The following is an 18,509-nucleotide window of genomic DNA, read 5'->3' as shown; positions in this document are numbered from 1 at the left end:
AAGGACAGTAGCGATGTGTAAATCCGCAAGCCCAACTCGTAGCCGCGGCTGCGCTGAAAGCTCGGAGTTCTCGCAGACTCTGGTAACAAACCAGAGCGCGTTTTTCGGCTTCCTGATGAAGCGGCTTGGGAATCGTGCCGACGCGGAAGATGTCCTGCAGGAATTCTGCACGCGCGTTCTGGCGCGGAAAGATCAGCTGCGCGAGGCGAATCGCATGGATGCCTGGCTCTATGCGGTATTGCGCTCGGCACTCAACGACCATTACCGCAAGTTGGGCCGATCCCGTCGTCTGAAAGATGCTGTCGCGCTGGAGGCCCAATCTGCTGTGGTCGCGGATGACCCTGTCGAAGACATGGACGTGATCTGTAAGTGCGTCAAAGGGTTGGTCACCGAGTTGCGCCCGGGTGATGCGGAGCTGATCCGCCGCATAGATATCGACGACGATGATCGCGCGATGGTGGCGGCGGATCTGGGGCTGAAACCCGGAACGCTGAATGTCCGTCTTCACCGCGCCCGTGCCGCTCTGGGTGACGCGCTATTGGCCCATTGTGGACCGTGCTGTCGGCATGGCTTTGACGATTGCTCCTGTCCACCGCCGGGGTGTGAGCATCCAGTCGAAGAGACCGCTTGCGAGGACAGAGACACCGTCTCGTAACGCGGTTTTGTAATGCTGTGCTCCTAACTGCGTCTTCTTACCGAAGCCGCTCGGGAGGATCACATGACCAGGGAACCGACAGTAGCAAAGGTGATCGCAGACCTGGTTTCGGATGTGTTCTGCGAGTGCCGAGGGACGGTGCAGGCCGATGTCGGGGCACTGTCGGGAGAGTTGTTTCTCGAGGTAGATGTCGAGGGTAGGAGTCTTCGGTCTGCAGCGGATTCCTTGGGGCTTACCCCGCAAGAGGCCAGAACAATTCTCTTTCTGTTCCGCCGCCAAATGGTCAATGCGCTGGTCGGGTCAGTGTTAGCCGAAGGGTTGCCAGCCGATCATACACGCAGGGACGTCGCGCCAAGGGGTCAACTCTGAATGCCCCGGATGGGGCTGGTCGTGTTGCAAGGACAAGACCGACATCGGTGAGGCCCGCACGCATGTAACGAAATCACCGAGCAAGCGTCTTTTCTTATGAACCGCGCAAACAGCGTTCGTCGGGAAAGGAACACGGAAATGCTCGCAACTCTCAATCTCGCTGGTGCCCTTGCTTTTGCACTGCTCGCAGGCACCGCTATCGTCCGGCTACGTGATCGTCCCAAAGTCAAAGAGGCGGTCGTGGACATTCCGGTAGAAAGTAAGCGCCCGATTTTTACCGCAGCGGTTGATTGTTGACGCGGGCGATGATGCCGGGCTCAGCGACGAAGTCTTCGAGGAAGCTGTGCCAAGCCTCAACGGACACTCGTGCTGATGCCAGCATGTCGCGCAATTCGTCGATGCCCTCGTCGGTCAGCGCCGTAATGTAGTCGTCCCGTCCGATGTGGACGCTGACGATGTTGCCGTAGGAGAGGTTGTCGTCGTTGCTGACGATGGCCTCGAGAAGTCCAGGATCCTCGCCCAGCAGGCTGGCGACATGGGCGATGGAGCAGACGTAGGTCGTCGCTGCCATCACGCAGCCTCGCTGCGGCTCTGATCTGCCGGCTTCCAGTTCCAAGGGAGCAATTCGGCCAGCCGGTTGACCATGTGATCGTGGATACGGTCCAAGACATCTGCGAGGTAGGCCTGCGGATCGAGGCCGTTCATCTTTGCCGTCTCGATGACGGTCATGGCGCGGGCGAGCGTTTCACCGCCGGTATCCGAACCCGCGAATAGCCAGTTCCGCCTGCCAACGCCAATGGGCCGCAGCGCGCGCTCGGCGGGATTGTTGTCGATGGCCACGCGCCCGTCCTCCAGAAACAGCGTGAATGAAGCCCAACGGCTCAGCCCGTAGCGGAACGCCTTGGCCAGATCACTCTTACCGGGAATACGGGTGAGCTGCCTTTCGGCCCAGTCCCGGAACGCATCAACCTTGGGCTTGCTTTCCTTTTGGCGCACGGCCAGCCGCAGTTCGGCAGGCTTGCCGCTGATTTCTCGTTCGATGTCGTAGAGCTTGCCGATACGGTCGAGCGCCTCGCGCGCGATTGCGGATTTCGTCGCGGTCCAGACATCGTGAAAGTCGCGGCGAAGATGCGCCCAGCACGCGGCCTCCCGGAACTGGCTCTTGCCGTCCAGGTCCGCGGCATAGAGCTTGGCATACCCCTTGTAGCCATCAGCCTGGAGAATGCCGCTGGTCTCGCCAAGATGGGCGAGGACATGCTCTTCCTTCCAGTCCGGGGCAAAGTGATAGACCGCACCGGGCGGGGCCGTGCCCGCCCATGGGCGCTGATCCCGGACATAGGCCCAGATCCGGCCTTTCTTGACGCCCTTTCCGAGCCCCTTGTCGCGGCGGCCGCGATCGAGAACCCGGATGGGCGTGTCATCTGCGTGCAGAAGATTGCTGGCCATGATCTCGGCCTCGATCTTCTCGATCAGCGGCGCCAGCGCCTTCATTGCCCCGCCGCACCAGTCGACCAGGGTCGTGTCCGGGATGTCTGCCCCCATGCGGGCGAAGATCTCGTTCTGACGATACAACGGCACGTGGTCGTCGAACTTCGAGGTCAGCACATAAGCCAGAAGGTTCGGGCCCGCCATGCTCCGTGGGATCGGACGGCTGGGTGCCGGGCTTTGAACCATACGCTCGCAGCGCCGGCAGGATTTCTTGATACGCGCGATCTCGATGACCTTCAGCTGGGCTGCAATCATGTCGATCAGCTCGCTGACATCCTCCCCGACCACACGCAGATCGCCCCCGCAATCCGGGCAACTGTCGCCGGGGTCAAGCTCGCGGCGTTCGCGCGGCGTGTCCTGCGACACCTTCGGACGGCGGCGCCTCGACTCCCGCGGTTCGGCTGGTTCCGGGGTCTGGTTGTCCGTCTCCGGCTCATCGTCGCCCTCCGGCGGCAGTTCATCCGCCTCGGCGAGCGCAACCTGCAGGTCCTCCAGCGCCAGTTCCAGTTGCTCGATCTCCCGCTCGATCTTTTCCGAACTGGAGCCGAATTTCTGCTTCTGCAATCTGGCAATCCGGACGCGCAGCGCCTGAACCAGCAGATCATGCGCCCGCAAACTGGCGGACATCTTCTGGTTTTCCGCCTGCAACGCGGCGATCATCGCCTTCAGAACGGCGGGATCATTGGGGAGAGGCGTGGCTTCTACGGACATGGTGGTGGATACCATTCTCCAAGGTCGGACGCCATAAAAACAAACGATTCCAGGGAGATAAATCAGCCCGTCCGGGCTGGTGGCGCGCCCCAATCCGGCCTGCGCCAGTCGATCCCCTCCCAGAGCATGGCCAATTGAGCGGCGGTCAGACGCACGCTGCCATCCGTCGCCGCAGGCCATGGGAAACGACCCTTCTCCAGGACTTTGTAATACAGGCAAAAGCCCTGGCCATCCCAATACAGAAGCTTCACCCTGTCGCCGCGGCGCCCTCGAAACGCGAACACGGCACCGTTCGATGGCCGCTGCCTCAAGACATCCTGCGCGATCGCTGAAAGCCCCGCGATACCTTTGCGCATATCAGTGTGACCGCAGGCCAGGTAAACGCGAATGCCGGTTCCCGGGCCGATCATGCCGCCTCCACCGCCTGGATCAAACGGGTCAGCACCGCCGCATCCACATGGGCATCGACCCGCAAGCTGCGACCATTGCGTAGAACCACCTCAATCAACGCCAAGCTCGCTTCAGGGGCGCACGCTTCCTGCGGTTCCGGCGGCGACGTAATATCGACGGGCAGGAATAGCGTCGCGTCGTCTGGCGTCAGAAGCCCCTTCCTCCTCAGCTCGTATCGCCAGGCATAGATCTGCTGCCGCCTGATCTCGTGGCGCTGTGCGACCTGCGACACGGTCGCGCCGTTCACCCCGACCGAAAGCACAATCGCCAACTTCTCGTCGTCACTCCAGCGGCGCCGACGCTCCAAGCCAAGAATTTCGCCCCGCACAGCTGCCTCCCTCCCTGTAGGAGACGTCATTAAAGACGTCTTTATGGACGTTTCTTACCAATCTCCAGGACACACGAGCAGGCGGTTCAAATCGGGCGGTTACGGTAGAAACCCCGAGACGCCCGCGCCGGCGCTGAGATCAGCACTCGGAATACCGCTTGAAGACCGTCGGAAACCGCTATGACGAACTCGACCAAGATAGTGATCGTCGGGGCTGGACCAGCCGGCCTTGCTTGCGCGATCGTGTTGGCGCGCGCCGGTCGCCAGGTGATTGTACGCGAGTGGAAGGATTGTGTGGGCCACAGGTTCCACGACGATTTCCAGGGACTTGAGAACTGGACCAGGGAGCTGGACGTTCTCGAGGAACTGGCCGCCGCCGGGATCACAGCTGATTTCGACCATCATCCGTTCGAGCGCGGCACTGTGTTCGATCCGTCCGGACATCGGTATGCCGTGAAGGGACTGCGCCCGCTCTTCTACCTGCTCCGGCGCGGTCCGGGTCAAGGCACACTCGACAGCGCCCTTCTGGCCCAGGCCCGCGCCGCGGGTGTTGAGATCCGTTTCGGCGACCGGGTGAAGGCGTTCGCCGACGCGGGCGTCCTGGCCGCCGGTCCGCGCGAGGCCGGCGTCATCGCCGCAGGGCACGTTTTCGAGACGGACATGCCCGACGGGGCCTGGCTCGCGCTTGGCCACGAGGTCGCGCCAGGAGGATACGCCTACCTGCTGGTTCAGGGCGGCCTAGGCACGGTCGCGAGTTGCATGTTCACAGGTTTTCGCGACCAGGCCCGTCATGTGAGGGCGGCAGAGGGGTTCTTTCGCGCCCATGCCGGGCTTGAGATGCGCAACGCCCGCAGCTTCGGCGGGTATGGCGCCTACCGATCGCCTCGTAGCGCCATGCAAGGCGTGCACCCGGTAATTGGCGAGCATGCGGGCTTTCAGGACGTGCTTGCCGGATTTGGGATACGCCATGCGATCCGCTCGGGCGTACTGGCGGCGGAATGTCTGCTGACAGGCAACGACTATGTCACCCGTTGGAAATCGGAACTTGGTCCGCTTTTGGAGGCAGGCATCGTCAACCACTGGATGTTCGGCTTGGGCGACGGCCTCTACGACCTCTTTCTCGACCCCGAACGGCAGTATTCCTGCGCCTATTTCGAGACCTCCGAAGAGAGTCTCGAGATCGCGCAGGTTCAGAAGATGCGCCACATCTCGGCCAAGCTGCGCGTGCTGCCGGGACAGAAGGTTCTCGACATCGGTTCCGGCTGGGGTGGTTTGGGGATGTATCTTGCCCGTGTGACGGAAGCGCAGGTAACCGGGGTCACGCTGTCGGTGGATCAGCAGAAATACGCCACTGATCGGGCGCGGCGCGATGGGTCGGATGACCGGCTCCGCTTCGATTTGCGCGACTATCGCCACCAGACGGGCCGCTTCGACCGGATCGTGTCGGTCGGCATGTTCGAGCATGTCGGCGTCGGACACTACAGCGCGTATTTCTCCAAGCTTGCGGACCTGCTCGATGCAGACGGCGTGGCTCTGGTGCATACGATCGGAAGTGCTCGCCCGCCGCGTGCGCCAGACCCGTGGATATCAAAGTACGTCTTTCCGGGCGGCTATGTTCCGTCGCTCTCGGAAATCGTCCCGGAGGTTGAACGGGCGGGGCTCGTTATTGCGGACATCGAGGTGCTCCGCCTTCACTATGCCGAAACGCTGAAAGCCTGGAGGGAACGCTTCATGGCGCACCGGTCCGAGGCGGCCGCGCTGTATGATGAAGGCTTCTGCCGGATGTGGGAATTCTACCTCGCGTCCTGCGAAGCAGGGTTCCGCCACAACTTTCTGGTCGTGTTCCAGATCCAGCTTGCACACCGATTGGATGCTGTACCAATGACACGGGACTATATGGAGGCCACCAAAAGACAGCTGCTCCATTCGAGCCGCGGCAGGAATGCGGATACCGTGAAGTCGGATGCGCGCAGAGAGGACAGAGTCGCGGCCGAATGACCATCCGCAAAGCATCGCTGATCGTCCTGGTCATGTTTCTCTGGGCCGTCTGCTTCCCTCTCATCGTGGCGGGTTCTGCCTACGCATCGCATCTGACCTTCGCTTCCTTGCGGGCGTTTCTCGCCGGATCGGCGCTCGTGGCCCTCGGGATGATATTTGGCCGACCCTGGCCGCGAGGCATGCGGGTATGGCTCGCGATCGTAGGCATCGGTCTCGGCGCCACGTCGCTTGGATTTCTTGGCATGTTCATGGCCTCGGAATTCATCTTGCCCGGACTCGCCACGGTGCTGGCCAACGCGCAGCCGCTGATGGCCGCGGGGCTCGCGGCCGCAGTGCTGGGCGAGCGTTTGAGTGGGCGCGGCAAAGCGGGCCTCGCCTTGGGCTTTGTTGGCATCGTGCTGATCGCCGCGCCACAACTTCAGGCTCCTGCCGGGAGCGCGTTCGGGCTCGGCGCTGCCTACATCCTTTTGGCCGCCCTGGGCATCACAATCAGCAACGTTCTTATCCGCGCGCTGGCTGGGCGTGTGGATACCCTGATGGCTATGGGAAGCCAGATGCTGATCGGTGGAATCCCTCTCATGGTGGGTGCGTTTCTTTATGAAGACCCGATGTCGGTCACGTTCTCACCGCAGTTCGTTCTGATTCTGCTTGCGATCAGTCTCCTCGGTACATCGCTTGCCTATTGGCTGTGGAGCGAGATTCTTCGAACGACCGACCTCAGCCGCGCCAACGCATTCGCTTTCCTGCTGCCTGGCTTCGGACTTGCCATGGGCGCGGCCTATTTCGGAGAGACCATCGGTCTTTTGACGAGTTTGGGAGTTCTTGTTGCGCTTGTCGGTATCGCCATGACCAATACCGATCGTTCCGAAGCCGAATAGTCTCCGGCGTCCTGCGCGAAGTAATCCGCGGCAGCCAGGAAACCAAAAAAACTTGTAATGCATCCGGCTCTCGGGCGTCTTGATTGTGAGGCGCTTTTGAACGCGTTCCTTGACAAACGGAGGTCCCGAAATGACCAGCATCAGCAACACGCCCCGCGCCGCTCGGATCCCAATTCAGGCTCTGGGCTGGAGCCTCGGCATTTTCTTCGCGATCACCTACACGATCTGCGTGGTTTTCGACCTGGTCTTTCCCAGCCAGAGCATGACCAGCCTGTGGAACCCGCTTCTGCCTTGGGTCGATGGCATCAGCCTCGGAGGCTACGTCGTCGGCATAGCCGAAACACTGCTTTATGGCTGGTTCGTCGCGCTGATCTTCGGCCCGTTGTTCAACTTCTTTGCTGAGCGGAGTGCGTGATGGCCACGACCAGATACCCAAAACGGCAGCTCAAGTCAGTAGCGACTGGACAAGCCGCTTCACCGGCCAACCAAAGCGGCCCGAAAACTGAAGAACCGAAGGCCGCGCAGGTCGAAAGCCCGACCGCTGCCACCACGACGTATCCTCAAGACCTGTTCGAACGCTGGGTTCTGTTCCTAGACACATTGCGCGAGCGCGCCGACAACATGATCGAGCACGAGCGGCGTGGAATGCCGCCGCTTCTGAGTTTCAAATATGAAACCCTTCTCGACGCGCGCCACTTCGACCGTCCCGCCAACTACGCGCTTCTCAGGATCACCGAGATCGGCGAGGACTGCTGGGACGATTGCGTTGACATGGCCAAGCCGCCGGTGATCGTGGTCGATCCTCGCGCCGGCCACGGTCCGGGCATCGGCGGCTTCAAGCGCGACAGCGAGGTGGGCATTGCGATGCATGAGGGCCACCCGGTTTACTTCGTGACCTTCCACCCGGAACCCGAGCCAGGCCAGACCCTGGCCGATGTCCGCCACGCCTTGCGCCGCTTCGTCGAAGAAGTTGCCCGCCGCCATCCCGACCATGCGCCCATTCTCTACGGCAACTGCCAGGCGGGCTGGGCGATTACACTCTTGGCTGCTGACTGCCAGGGGCTTTCTGGTCCAATTGTCCTAAATGGCTCGCCGCTCTCCTACTGGGCCGGTGAAGTCGGAACCAACCCGATGCGGATGATGGGCGGGCTTGTCGGGGGCACCTGGGCCGCGCATATGACCGCGGACCTCGGCGACGGGCGCTTCGACGGCGCGTGGCTCGCGCAGAACTTCGAGAACCTGCAGCCGGAAAAGGCGATCTGGGACAAATACGCCCACCTGTTCTCGCATATCGACGGCGAACGCGAGCAATTCCTGGAATTCGAGCGCTGGTGGAACGGCTTTTACACGCTGAGCCGCGAGGAGATCCTTGCGATCACCGAAAACCTCTTCATCGGCAACAAGCTGGAAACCGGCGAGATGCGGGTCTGCGAGGGCTGCACCGCCGATCTGCGACGGATACAGAACCCGATCGTGATCTTCGCCTCGGAGGGCGACAACATCACCCCGCCGGCACAGGCACTCGGCTGGATCCCGAAGGTCTACGCCGACACCGCCGCACTGAAGGCCGCAGGACAGCGGATCGTCTATCTCGTGAACCCCCATGTCGGACATCTAGGCATCTTCGTCTCGGCCTCGGTGGCGCGGCTTGAACACCGCGCGATCCTCGAAAGCCTTGACGAGATCAATTCTCTTGAACCCGGTCTCTACGAAATGAAGATCAAGAATCTCACTGGCGATCCCGACTGCAAGAAACAGGCCTTTTCGGTCAGCTTCGAGGCGCGCGACGTCTCCGAAATCGGCGAGGTGCACCCCGAGGATGCACTCAGGAATGTCGCACAAGTCTCGCGCGTGGGAGAGCAGCCTACGACCTGTTCCTTGGCCCTTGGCTGAGGGCGCTGACCACACCGCAATCAGCGGAGGCTCTACGCGCGATGCACCCGATGCGCTGGAGCCGCCTCATGTTCTCGGCGCGCTACAACCCGTGGATGCGTGCCGTACAGGCGATGGCCGCCTCGATCCGCCCGGACCGTGTGCCGCTGCCCGAAGACAACCCCCAACTGACGGCAGAGCGCGAGAATTTGGAGCGGATCAGGGCCAGTCTTGGGGCGATGCGTGTAGCCCGCGATCATGCCAGCGCAACCCTTTTCAAGGCACTCTACGCCCCCGGCGCCGGCTTCGTTAATCAAGACAAGGATTAAATCATGCAATGGATCGTGGACAACTGGCTGATCCTTCTACTCGGCGGCGGGATGGTCGCCATGCATCTCTTCGGTCATGGCCATGGCGGCCATGGTCGGGGAGGCCGGAGAAAGAAGACTTCCAACAACCGCACCGCGCATGTGCACGTCACCCGGGATGCCCGCAGCGCCGCAGATGAAGAAGCGGCGACAGTTGGGGAACGTCCGACGGTTGACGGGCTGGCATGAGATGCGACGTCCGGCCGTCCTCGTCCTGAACGCGGGGTCCTCCAGCCTCAAGTTCGCCCTCTTTGAAGCCGGGCAGGGCGGCGCGCGAATTGCCGGTGGGGCGGTTGCGGGAATTGGGACCGATGCCGCCCGGCTCACGTTGACCGCGACCGGCGACGCGAAAGACATGGAACTAGACGGCGCTTTTCCGGACCATCACGCAGCACTCGACGCCGTAGTCTCCGAGGTCAGCTCTGACCGCCTTGCGGCCTTCCCGGTCGCCGTTGGTCATCGTGTCGCCCATGGCGGGCCGGATTGCGATTGCCCGGAGGAGGTTACACCCGACCTTCTGGCGCGTCTGCGCAGTCTGGTGTCCCTCGCGCCGCTGCATCTGCCCCACAACATCGCGGGGATCGAGGCCATCGCGACCCTGCGCCCAAACCTGCCGCAGATTGCCTGTTTCGACACCTCGTTTCACAACCGCTTGCCGCGGGTGGCGAGGATGACCGGCCTGCCGCGCGAGTTGGAAACACCCGAGCTTCGGCGCTACGGCTATCATGGGCTCAGCTATGAATACATCGTTGGTGCGCTGGCCCGGGACGGCGTCGATGTGGAGGCCGAGCATCTGGTCGTCGCGCATCTCGGCAACGGGGCTTCATTGGCCGCCATCCGGGGTGGCAGGTCGATCGAAACCACGATGGGGTTTTCGCCGGTCTCCGGCGTGCCCATGGGGACCCGGTCCGGCGATATCGACCCCGGTCTGATCCTGCATCTTCAGCAGGAAGCCGGAATGTCGGCGGAGGATCTTGGGAACCTATTGCGAACCCGGTCGGGCCTCCTCGGCCTGTCGGGGAAAAGCCGCGATATGCGTGTTCTTATCGAGCGCCATGACGCTGCCTCTGCCGAGGCGATCAGGTACTTCTGCTATCATGTTCGGCGCCACCTGGTCGCGCTTACCGCACCGCTCGAAGGCCTCGACCGGCTGGTCTTCACGGGCGGCATCGGTGCCAATGCCGCACCAGTGCGCGAATTGATCTGCGCTGGACTTGGCTACCTTGGGGTCCGTATTAACAACGAGGCCAACCTGGCGGGGAGTAAGACCATCTCCGCAGCCGGTTCGCGGGTCAACGTCGAGGTCCGCCAGACCGACGAGGAACAGGTGATCGCCGATCACGTCGCGCGACTTTGCAAAGAATGCGCTTCCGAACCGAAAGCGGCGTCACGATGAAAAGTCAGCAGTCACCCAAGACACTTACTTCACTCGCTGCCCGTACGCGCGCGACTGGACCGGTCCGCGTCGCTGTCGCCGATGCCGTGCAGGAGGTCGTTCTAGCCACCATGCGGCGGGCAATGGAAGAGGGGCTGGCCGAACCGCACCTGGTGGGCCCCCGGTCGGACATCGAGCCTCTGGCCGCGGCTGCGGGGTTGGGGCTCGACCCGGCTTGCCTGCACGACAGCGGAGCGGCGCCGACGCGGCGCGAGTGGCGGTCAGGCTGGTGCGGGAAGGCAAAGCCGACGTCGTGATGAAGGGCAATCTGCATACCGACGTCTTCATGCGCGTTCTTCTCGATGCGGAAAGCGGGCTGCGTGTTCCCGACAAGCGCGTGAGCCATCTGTTCCTACTAGAAGTGCCGGGACTCGAGCGGCTGAGCGGTACTACCGACGCGGCGATCAATATCGCCCCAGACCTCGCCGCCAAGGCGCAGATCTGCCAGAACGCAGTGGATGCCTTCCGCGCAATCGGCGTGGACAAACCCGCGCCGCGGTTCTGTCGGCGGTCGAGACGGTGACGGCGCCCATAGGTTCCACCCTGGACGCCGCCAGCCTGACCCTGATGGCGCGGCGCGGGCAGATCACCGCTGCTCTTGTCGACGGGCCGCTTGCATTCGACAACGCGGTTTCGCCGCTTGCCGTGGCCGAAAAGGGCATCGTCTCGGACGTGGCGGGTTGTGCCGATATCCTGCTGGTGCCCGATCTGGTCAGCGGTAACGTGCTGGCCAAAGCGCTCGAATATCTCGGCGGAACCAAAGCCGCCGCCGTGGCGCTCGGACTGGCCGCGCCGGTGGTCCTGACGTCACGTGCGGATACCGAGGAGACGCGGATCGCGTCGCTTGCCCTGGCGTCGCTGCTCTGGCGGAGCGGCGGCGCACCAGGCACCACTGGGATGGGCGAGGAATTGCACCGCACGCTGCTGGCCACGCCGATGGCCGATACCGATTGCCACCCACTCCCTCTAACAAAGGCCAAGAAATGAGCCCCGGGAAACGGAAAAATCAGGATCGTTCGGCCGAAACCCGCGCCAAGGCATCTGGCATGTCAGCTAAACCCCGGTTCCAAAACTGCTGCGATCCGCGCGAATTGCTCGATCTTACGGGCCGTAAAGGGCTGGTGATCGGTATCGCCAACGAACGCAGTCTCGCCTGGCCCGGTGCCCTGCATTTTCGACAGGCTGGGGCGGAACTGGCCGTAACCTTTGTCGGCGAACGCGCCAGACCGCATGTCGCTCCGCTAGCGGACCGAGTCGATGCGCTGATTTTCCTGCCTTGCGATGTCGGACGCGCAGGCGAACTCGAAGCCGTCTTCGCCGCGATCCGCGATACTTGGGGGCGTCTCGACTTCATTCTCCACGCCGTGGGAAAGGCCCGTTCCGAGGACTTGCGCGGCCGACTGACCGATTGTTCCGCCGGGGGCTTCGCCGAGGCCATGACCGTCTCAGTCCATTCGCTCATCGCCATCGCCCGCCTGGCGGAACCGTTGATGACGCACGGCGGCAGCTTGATCACCCTCAGCTATCTCGGCGCCGAGAAGGTGGTCGAACACTACAACGTGATGGGCCCGGTAAAGGCGGCACTCGAATCCACTGTCAGATATCTCGCGCACGAACTCGGGCCGAAGGGCATTCGCGTGAATGCGATTTCCGCCGGTCCGGTGGCGACGCGTGCCGCGTCCGGACTGGTCGCGTCCACCGACCTTCTGTCTGCCAGCGCGAGGATCGCGCCGCTTCGGCGCAACATCGAAACTGACGACGTCGGCCTGGCTGCCCTGCTTCTCGCAAGCGACTACACGGCTGCCATCACTGGCGAGACCCTGCATGTCGATGCCTGTGTGCACATAGAGGGGCCGGTCAGCAGAGGTCAGATGCAAGGAGAGACCAAAGCAGGGGAGCAAGAGAAATGACAGACATCGACAGAAGCGCACCCAAGCCGGGTCAAGACGACTCTGAAAGCAGACGGGATTTTCTTTACTACGCTACAGCTGGAGCGGGTGCAGTGGCCACGGGTGCCGCCGTCTGGCCCCTCATTAATTCGATGAACCCGTCTGCCGACGTTCTCAGCCTGTCGATTGTACGCGTTGACTTGTCCGGTATGGAACGAGGTCAACGGATTACCGTCAGTTGGCAGGGCAAGCCTGTCTTCGTCTGGCGCCGGTCACAAGAAGCCATCGATGTCGCGCGCGCCGCATCGCTTGACGCGCTGGTCGACCAGACGGACAGCACCAGAGAAAACCCGAACCACACACAGCCGGAGCCTGCACTCGATCAAAACCGGACGGCAGACGAGGCCGGTGAATGGCTGATCGTCATCGGGATCTGCACCCATCTTGGCTGCGTCCCCGTTGGCCAGGGATCGGGAGATGCTCTAGGGGAATTCGGCGGATGGTTCTGCCCTTGTCACGGATCGCACTACGACACGTCCGGGCGAATCAGGAAGGGGCCTGCCCCGCGCAACCTCGACGTCCCTCGCTACACGCTCGCCGACGATCTCATGCTGACGATCGGGGCATGAGACCACCAACAAACAGAAAGGACCCTGAACCATGAAGGCCAAGGACGTGATGAAAACCGCTGTCATCCCTATCCGCGACGACGGATCTGTCGAAGAGGCGGTCAAGTTGATGCTGGACAACCACATCAGCGCTCTTCCGGTTCTCGACAGCAACAACAGGCTCGTCGGCCTGATTAGCGAAGGCGACATCATACGACGGATGCGAGACGGCGGAGCACAGCGCCGTTCGTGGTGGCTGGAGTTGTTTTCCGGCGAAGCCGATGCGAAGGACTACGTCAAGGCCCGCAGTCATAAGGTCGCCGACGTGATGACCCGCGATCTTGTCACGGTCGATGAAGACACACCCGTCGGCGAGATTGCCAAGACACTCGAAACCCGCCGTATCAAACGCGTTCCGGTCCTTCGGGACGAAAAGATCGTCGGAATTGTATCCCGCGCCGACCTCGTCCGCACGCTGGCACAGTCGACCAAGGGAAAGCTGCCGTCGCCCACGCTCGCGGACGAGCCGTTGCGCAAGGCGGTCGAGGCCGCGATCGCCGAAGTTCCCGGCGCATCGGTCAACCTTATCAACCTCATTGTGGAGAACGGGAACGTCTCGGTTTGGGGTGTTGCCGACAGCGATTTCGTCGAAACCGCGATCCGGGTCGCTGCCGAAAATGTCGATGGTGTCCGCTCGGTCGATGTCCACATGGGGCGGCTTCCTGCATGGGGGTATGGGATTTGAGGTGTCTGATGTCGGTCGCCTAAAAGGGCGCTTGAATTACCGGGCGAAGAGTCCAAGGGCTGAGTGTCAACTTGTTCACCAGCACGAATTTCATCTCCGGAGATGTCATTCACGCTGCGTTACTGGCTCAAAAAGTCATTCCTGGCTGAGCCCAGTTTTGATGGTGAGGCAAGACGGAGAGAGACACTCCTTCAGAGTGACGGATGAAAGCCGAAAACTGTGGCACAAGCTGTAATGGTTGCCGCCGCCAAGCGTCTACTTTGTGAACCTTGAAAACGGAGGCACCCATGAAGAACGACAAAGTGACCCAAGTGCAGCAAAGCACCGCAGGCGTAAATGCGGGATGTTGCTGCAGTGGTTCGAAACACGCGGCGAATGACACGGATCATCAATCCGTCGCGGTGGCCCAGCCATCTGCAAAGCCCGAAACACCAGCAAAAAGCGGAGGCGGGTGTTGCGGGCATAACTGAGGCGCAAAGGCGCGTCTCAACGCCAAGCTGACAAGGGCAGGCTACGAAGCCGAGGCGACGCCCCTCCCTCATGTGCTCGCTTTCAATACCCACTTCGCGCGGGGCCGCTCCGAGAGCGTCCCGCGCACAACATACTGACAGTATGGAGTTTTCGAAATGGAAACACACGATCATCATGGCAAACCGGAAGAAGAGCCGATGCCTGTGCCCTTCTGGAAATCCCGCGCCGGTATTTATCTGATCGTCGCGCTGGCTCTCGGCGGTCTGCTGCTCGGCTATGAGCACCGCGTTCATATTTTCGCCAGCGAGTGGGTTCTGTTTCTGCCCCTGCTGCTCTGCGTCGGGATGCATTTGTTCATGCACGGCGGTCACGGCGGGCATGGTGGGCACGGATCGGGAGATGACAAATCATGATCGACCCGGGCTCCTCTTACGGCCTGTGGCTGCTCGTGTTCATCAATTCAGCGGTCTTCATTCTGTTCGCTTTCAGCTTCTTCAAGCCGCAAACATCGCGCGACTGGCGTAGCTTTGGGGCCTTCAGCGCCTTCATCGTCGCGCTCTTTGTCGAGATGTATGGCTTCCCACTGACGATCTTCTTTTTGTCAGGCTGGCTTCAGTCGAACTGGCCGGGGATTGATTGGTTCGCGCATGACAGCGGGCACCTGCCGGAAATGATCTTTGGTTGGAGTTCGAACCCGCATTTCGGGCCGTTTCATTTCATCAGCTTCCTGCTGATCGGTGGGGGCTTCTGGCTGATCTCGGTGGCCTGGCACCATCTCTGGGCCGCTCAGCGGGCTGGGCGACTTGCGGTCACAGGCCCCTACGCCCGAATACGGCATCCGCAATATGTGGGGTTCGTTCTCATCATGGCAGGGTTCCTTGTGCAATGGCCGACAATCCTTACGCTCGCAATGTTCCCGGTTCTGGTCTGGATGTATGCGCGACTTGCAAAGAGCGAGGAGGCCGATAGCCGTGCCCGGTTTGGCGAGGCTTGGGAGAGATATGCAGAGGATGTACCGGTGTTTCTGCCTCGATTGCGTGATGTTCCTGCGCAGTGAACGCAATGGCTCTGCCCTGTTCTTGCGAAGCGCCAGCAGGCTGCCCCCCGATCGGAAGAGCGAAGCAGGTTCGATTTTCGCCGAAGACCGGGCGCCATTGCGCAGTCTGCATCTTGAATGAAGGATGAATTCGGCTACGGAAATGGACGACGGATTTGCGAATTGAAAGCGCCAAGACCAGGAGGGCGGGAGGAGCGGACAATCTGGTGATCCTTGGCGGATCCGGTGATGTTGGCTCACGGCTCATTTCCCTCCTTTCGGACCACGAGGGCTGGAACGTTTGGGCTGTTTTCAGACGACGTCGGCCGACTGATTCTGCACATCCAAACCTCGTCGCGATCACACTCGACGTGGCGAGTCACGGGGTGGCTCGTGCGCTTCCCGAGGACGCCATCGTCATCAATCTTACCGAAGCGGCACCTCCGGGACTGGTCGCGGAGGTTCTCGCCAGGGGCGGCACGGTTCTCGATACGTCCGCGATGCCGAGTTATGTCGATGGTCTGGTCAAAGCCGCTGATGGGAAAGGCGGATGCCTCATAATGGGCGTTGGTACGGCACCGGGTCTCAGCACCTTGATGGGCGCAGATCTGGCGAGGGACGCACGGGTGCGAACGGTGCGTATTGGGCTTGAGCCAGGGATGGGCCGTCATTACGGGCAGGCGGCAGCTAAGTGGTTCTTTCGGACGCTTGGACAGCCTTATGACGACCCGATTACCGGCCGTTCTGCATTTCCTGGCATGAACCCTTGGAGGTTCAAGTTCGCGCGGAACGAGGCTCCGCGACTGGCGCTCGACATAGCGTTTCCCGATGCCGGAATATTTCCCAACGGACGCGAGGGCTGCGTTCGCAGTTACTTGGCCGTCGATCCGCCCCTCGTCACACGCCTTTTTACAGTGCCACAGAGGCTTGGGCTCGGACGCTGGATGGCAAGGCATTCCCCGCGATTGACACAACTTTCACAGTGGCTGCCTGACATCGGGCCCACAAGAACACGGATTGCGGCGGTTGCGTTCGATAGCGATGGCAAAGAGATTGCGTCGCACCTTTTCGAGGGCGGCGATCAGGCCGATTTGACGGCCACTATGATATTGCAGACAGTTCAAGCAATATGTTCCGGCGACGCGCGGCAGACAGGGGGCACTTCCATCGTTGACCACCTCGATCTCGCGCAAGTGCTGAGAGGGTTGCGTCGGCATTTTCCTGACGCGGAGACAATACACACGAACACTTGGCGAAGGCCGAACTAAGAGACGAAAGTGACAAGACACGTTATAAATCACGACCACGACAGCAACGGCTACAAGAAGAATTCCATCACGCTGGGCGGTGCGGTTGCCATGGGGACCGGCGTCATGATCGGCGCTGGAATCTTTGCCCTGACCGGTCAGATCGCCGAGCTTGCCGGGCCGCTCTTTCCCATTGCCTTCATCATCGGCGCGATTGTGACCGGGTTCAGTTCCTACAGCTACATCAAGATGTCCAACGCCTGGCCCTCGGCAGGGGGTATCGGGATGATCCTGCAGAAGTGTTACGGACCGGGGGCGGTTGCGGCAGGGGCGGCGCTTCTTATGGCGCTTAGCATGGTGATCGCCGAAAGCCTCGTCGCCAGGACCTTTGCCACTTACCTCCTGCGCGCATTCGATATCGAGGGCGGGCCGCTTGTGCCCATCCTTGCCGTCGGGGTGATCCTTTTTGCTTTCCTGGTGAACATCGCGGGCAACCGGTCGATCGGGCTGTTTTCGATGATCATGGCCGCAATCAAGATCGGCGGCATCGCGCTCTTCGGGATCGCCGCCCTGTGGTCGAGCGGCTTCGACTTCGCGGCGGCGTCGCAGGATACTATCGATTTTGGCGCGATGGGCTTCGTTGCGTCGGTTGCGCTTGCCATTCTTGCGTTCAAAGGCTTCACAACCATCACCAACAGCGGTGCCGAGATCACCGATCCGAACCGCAATGTGGGGCGCGCGATCATGATTTCGATTGCGCTATGCGTGGTCGTCTATCTGCTTGTGGCCTTCGGCGTTGGGTCCAGCCTGACCATCGACGAGATCATTGCCGCCAAGGACTATTCGCTGGCCGCGGCAGCGGAACCGGCGTTGGGTCAGGTGGGCTTTCTGCTGACGGTCCTGTTGGCGGTGGTGGCGACGGCGTCAGCCGTGCTGGCCAGCGTCTTTGCCGTCTCACGGATGCTGGCCATGCTCACAGATATGAAGATGATCCCGCATAGCCATTTCGGCATGTCCGGTCCCATCCAGCGGCATACGCTGGTCTTTACGGTGGTCATCGCGTCCTTCCTTGCCGTCTTCTTCGATCTGAGCCGCATCGCGTCTCTCGGCGCGTTTTTCTACCTTATCATGGATATGGTTGTGCATTGGGGTGTCTGGCGCTTCCGTCGGGCGGACATCGGCGCCTCTGGCGTCGTCATTCTTGCGGCGCTCGGGTTCGATGCGATTGTTCTGGTCGCCTTCACCGATATGAAACTGCAAAGCGATCCCGCAATTGTTATCTTTGCCTCAATCGCAATCCTGGTAGTCTTCGCTTTTGAAAAGATATATTTGCGTGCTTGGATCGCAGCGGCTGCAGATTGACGCCTGTGATCCTGCACAAGGACAGAGGCCCTCAACCGATGATGTCATTACGCGAAACGCCTGGTGGTTCCGGCATGTTTTGATCGTCAACTTCGCAGCGGTCGCAACTGCGCTGGTTCTGTACGGTCGCGCGGAATGGTCGCCGATGCATCGCTGGAACCGCGCCATCGGGGACGTGTCACTGGTTCTTATCGCCATGGCGATGATGCTTGGGCCGCTGTCACGGCTCTGGCGCCAGGCGACGCGTGTCTTGCCGTACCGTCGGGAACTCGGGATTTATGCCGCCGTTCTGGCGTTCGTTCATGCGACGATCATCCTCTTCGGTTGGGTCGAACTTGATCTGATGCGCCTGTTTGGCTTTGAATTCCATCCCGGGTTGCAACGCTATGTCATGGTCAGCCACGGGTTTGCTCTGGCAAATGTTTTGGGCCTTTTGGGATTGATCTATGGCCTCGTTCTCGGGCTGACATCGAATGTCAATGAGCGTTCAAAACTGACCCGGTTTCAGCGTTTGAATTTGACCCACCCCTTGTGGCGCAAAGGCCCCAGGCGGGCCGCCCTCATATAGCGAGTCCGACTGGGGGCTTTGCTTGCGCGAC

General features: G+C 61.3%; 19 protein-coding genes and 2 pseudogenes. 16 read left to right on the top strand and 5 right to left on the bottom strand.

Annotated elements, in window-relative coordinates:
- Positions 1–13 precede the first annotated feature (13 nt).
- Positions 14–655: an RNA polymerase sigma factor gene (locus ACXAED_RS07100; RefSeq protein WP_475048201.1), complete on the top strand. Its 642-nt coding sequence runs from the start codon at positions 14–16 to the stop codon at positions 653–655.
- A gap of 643 nt (positions 656–1,298) precedes the next feature.
- Here the strand turns inward: ACXAED_RS07100 and ACXAED_RS07095 are convergent.
- The 4 genes from ACXAED_RS07095 to tnpA form a co-directional block, all read right to left on the bottom strand.
- Complete coding sequence (locus ACXAED_RS07095) at positions 1,299–1,595, bottom strand: hypothetical protein (RefSeq protein ID WP_141889230.1); 297 nt, start codon at positions 1,593–1,595, stop codon at positions 1,299–1,301.
- Positions 1,595–3,223, bottom strand: coding sequence for an IS66 family transposase (tnpC, locus tag ACXAED_RS07090; RefSeq protein ID WP_141889295.1), 1,629 nt, complete (start codon positions 3,221–3,223; stop codon positions 1,595–1,597). Before tnpC ends, ACXAED_RS07095 begins: the two co-directional genes overlap by 1 nt.
- A gap of 62 nt (positions 3,224–3,285) precedes the next feature.
- Positions 3,286–3,633: an IS66 family insertion sequence element accessory protein TnpB gene (gene tnpB / locus ACXAED_RS07085; RefSeq protein ID WP_141889229.1), complete on the bottom strand. Its 348-nt coding sequence runs from the start codon at positions 3,631–3,633 to the stop codon at positions 3,286–3,288.
- Complete coding sequence (gene tnpA, locus ACXAED_RS07080) at positions 3,630–4,031, bottom strand: IS66-like element accessory protein TnpA (protein ID WP_167510219.1); 402 nt, start codon at positions 4,029–4,031, stop codon at positions 3,630–3,632. The genes tnpB and tnpA overlap by 4 nt, the downstream gene beginning before the upstream one ends.
- Before the next feature lie 150 nt (positions 4,032–4,181).
- Here tnpA and ACXAED_RS07075 point away from each other — a divergent pair, with 150 nt between their 5' ends.
- From ACXAED_RS07075 to ACXAED_RS07015, 13 genes and pseudogenes are all read left to right on the top strand, one after another.
- On the top strand, positions 4,182–5,999 hold the full coding sequence (locus ACXAED_RS07075; protein ID WP_475048199.1) for a class I SAM-dependent methyltransferase: 1,818 nt from the start codon (positions 4,182–4,184) through the stop codon (positions 5,997–5,999).
- Positions 5,996–6,877: a DMT family transporter gene (locus ACXAED_RS07070; protein WP_475048198.1), complete on the top strand. Its 882-nt coding sequence runs from the start codon at positions 5,996–5,998 to the stop codon at positions 6,875–6,877. Before ACXAED_RS07075 ends, ACXAED_RS07070 begins: the two co-directional genes overlap by 4 nt.
- A gap of 130 nt (positions 6,878–7,007) precedes the next feature.
- Positions 7,008–7,292 carry a DUF5676 family membrane protein gene (locus ACXAED_RS07065; protein ID WP_035919562.1) on the top strand — a complete coding sequence of 95 codons (285 nt, stop codon included), beginning with the start codon at positions 7,008–7,010 and terminating at the stop codon, positions 7,290–7,292.
- Positions 7,292–9,078: pseudogene (locus ACXAED_RS07060) on the top strand (DUF3141 domain-containing protein). The gene ACXAED_RS07065 and the pseudogene ACXAED_RS07060 overlap by 1 nt, the downstream one beginning before the upstream one ends.
- A gap of 3 nt (positions 9,079–9,081) precedes the next feature.
- Positions 9,082–9,306 (top strand): hypothetical protein, encoded by a 225-nt coding sequence (locus ACXAED_RS07055; protein ID WP_475048196.1) that lies wholly within the window; start codon positions 9,082–9,084, stop codon positions 9,304–9,306.
- A 1-nt stretch (position 9,307) separates the two neighbouring features.
- Positions 9,308–10,513, top strand: a complete 1,206-nt coding sequence (locus tag ACXAED_RS07050) for an acetate/propionate family kinase (RefSeq protein WP_475048195.1) — start codon at positions 9,308–9,310, stop codon at positions 10,511–10,513.
- Complete coding sequence (locus ACXAED_RS07045; protein ID WP_475048193.1) at positions 10,510–10,809, top strand: hypothetical protein; 300 nt, start codon at positions 10,510–10,512, stop codon at positions 10,807–10,809. The genes ACXAED_RS07050 and ACXAED_RS07045 overlap by 4 nt, the downstream gene beginning before the upstream one ends.
- Positions 10,809–11,539: pseudogene (locus ACXAED_RS07040) on the top strand (bifunctional enoyl-CoA hydratase/phosphate acetyltransferase). Before ACXAED_RS07045 ends, ACXAED_RS07040 begins: the two are co-directional and overlap by 1 nt.
- A gap of 59 nt (positions 11,540–11,598) precedes the next feature.
- Positions 11,599–12,462 (top strand): enoyl-ACP reductase FabI, encoded by an 864-nt coding sequence (gene fabI / locus ACXAED_RS07035; protein WP_475053042.1) that lies wholly within the window; start codon positions 11,599–11,601, stop codon positions 12,460–12,462.
- A complete protein-coding gene (gene petA / locus ACXAED_RS07030; protein ID WP_475048190.1) occupies positions 12,459–13,070 on the top strand; it encodes a ubiquinol-cytochrome c reductase iron-sulfur subunit in 612 nt (203 codons plus the stop codon). Before fabI ends, petA begins: the two co-directional genes overlap by 4 nt.
- A gap of 31 nt (positions 13,071–13,101) precedes the next feature.
- The gene (locus ACXAED_RS07025; protein WP_475048189.1) at positions 13,102–13,794 is read left to right on the top strand and encodes a CBS domain-containing protein; all 693 of its coding nucleotides are present in this window, start codon (positions 13,102–13,104) and stop codon (positions 13,792–13,794) included.
- Positions 13,795–14,420: 626 nt separating this feature from the next.
- The gene (locus tag ACXAED_RS07020; protein WP_475048186.1) at positions 14,421–14,678 is read left to right on the top strand and encodes a DUF2933 domain-containing protein; all 258 of its coding nucleotides are present in this window, start codon (positions 14,421–14,423) and stop codon (positions 14,676–14,678) included.
- A complete protein-coding gene (locus tag ACXAED_RS07015; protein WP_475048183.1) occupies positions 14,675–15,322 on the top strand; it encodes a methyltransferase family protein in 648 nt (215 codons plus the stop codon). The genes ACXAED_RS07020 and ACXAED_RS07015 overlap by 4 nt, the downstream gene beginning before the upstream one ends.
- 956 nt (positions 15,323–16,278) lie before the next feature.
- Here the strand turns inward: ACXAED_RS07015 and ACXAED_RS07010 are convergent.
- A complete protein-coding gene (locus ACXAED_RS07010; protein WP_475048181.1) occupies positions 16,279–16,518 on the bottom strand; it encodes a hypothetical protein in 240 nt (79 codons plus the stop codon).
- 141 nt (positions 16,519–16,659) lie between these two features.
- Between ACXAED_RS07010 and ACXAED_RS07005 the strand changes: the two genes are divergently transcribed.
- The gene (locus tag ACXAED_RS07005) at positions 16,660–17,910 is read left to right on the top strand and encodes an APC family permease (protein WP_475053039.1); all 1,251 of its coding nucleotides are present in this window, start codon (positions 16,660–16,662) and stop codon (positions 17,908–17,910) included.
- Positions 17,882–18,478, top strand: a complete 597-nt coding sequence (locus ACXAED_RS07000) for a hypothetical protein (RefSeq protein WP_475048179.1) — start codon at positions 17,882–17,884, stop codon at positions 18,476–18,478. The genes ACXAED_RS07005 and ACXAED_RS07000 overlap by 29 nt, the downstream gene beginning before the upstream one ends.
- Positions 18,479–18,509: the final 31 nt, after the last annotated feature.

The sequence above is a fragment of the Leisingera sp. ABM4_103 genome (assembly GCF_056158685.1).
Note: the sequence above shows the minus strand (reverse complement) of the source record. Positions and strands in the feature narration are given on the sequence as shown.

Excerpts from the sequence above, each read along its gene's own strand:
- ACXAED_RS07100 (WP_475048201.1), top strand. The coding sequence starts at position 14 with ATGTGTAAATCCGCAAGCCCAACTCGTAGCCGCGGCTGCGCTGAAAGC.
- ACXAED_RS07095 (WP_141889230.1), bottom strand. The coding sequence starts at position 1,595 with ATGGCAGCGACGACCTACGTCTGCTCCATCGCCCATGTCGCCAGCCTG.
- tnpC (WP_141889295.1), bottom strand. The coding sequence starts at position 3,223 with ATGTCCGTAGAAGCCACGCCTCTCCCCAATGATCCCGCCGTTCTGAAG.
- tnpB (WP_141889229.1), bottom strand. The coding sequence starts at position 3,633 with ATGATCGGCCCGGGAACCGGCATTCGCGTTTACCTGGCCTGCGGTCAC.
- tnpA (WP_167510219.1), bottom strand. The coding sequence starts at position 4,031 with ATGACGTCTCCTACAGGGAGGGAGGCAGCTGTGCGGGGCGAAATTCTT.
- ACXAED_RS07075 (WP_475048199.1), top strand. The coding sequence starts at position 4,182 with ATGACGAACTCGACCAAGATAGTGATCGTCGGGGCTGGACCAGCCGGC.
- ACXAED_RS07070 (WP_475048198.1), top strand. The coding sequence starts at position 5,996 with ATGACCATCCGCAAAGCATCGCTGATCGTCCTGGTCATGTTTCTCTGG.
- ACXAED_RS07065 (WP_035919562.1), top strand. The coding sequence starts at position 7,008 with ATGACCAGCATCAGCAACACGCCCCGCGCCGCTCGGATCCCAATTCAG.
- ACXAED_RS07055 (WP_475048196.1), top strand. The coding sequence starts at position 9,082 with ATGCAATGGATCGTGGACAACTGGCTGATCCTTCTACTCGGCGGCGGG.
- ACXAED_RS07050 (WP_475048195.1), top strand. The coding sequence starts at position 9,308 with ATGCGACGTCCGGCCGTCCTCGTCCTGAACGCGGGGTCCTCCAGCCTC.
- ACXAED_RS07045 (WP_475048193.1), top strand. The coding sequence starts at position 10,510 with ATGAAAAGTCAGCAGTCACCCAAGACACTTACTTCACTCGCTGCCCGT.
- fabI (WP_475053042.1), top strand. The coding sequence starts at position 11,599 with ATGTCAGCTAAACCCCGGTTCCAAAACTGCTGCGATCCGCGCGAATTG.
- petA (WP_475048190.1), top strand. The coding sequence starts at position 12,459 with ATGACAGACATCGACAGAAGCGCACCCAAGCCGGGTCAAGACGACTCT.
- ACXAED_RS07025 (WP_475048189.1), top strand. The coding sequence starts at position 13,102 with ATGAAGGCCAAGGACGTGATGAAAACCGCTGTCATCCCTATCCGCGAC.
- ACXAED_RS07020 (WP_475048186.1), top strand. The coding sequence starts at position 14,421 with ATGGAAACACACGATCATCATGGCAAACCGGAAGAAGAGCCGATGCCT.
- ACXAED_RS07015 (WP_475048183.1), top strand. The coding sequence starts at position 14,675 with ATGATCGACCCGGGCTCCTCTTACGGCCTGTGGCTGCTCGTGTTCATC.
- ACXAED_RS07010 (WP_475048181.1), bottom strand. The coding sequence starts at position 16,518 with ATGCCGACGCAACCCTCTCAGCACTTGCGCGAGATCGAGGTGGTCAAC.
- ACXAED_RS07005 (WP_475053039.1), top strand. The coding sequence starts at position 16,660 with ATGGGGACCGGCGTCATGATCGGCGCTGGAATCTTTGCCCTGACCGGT.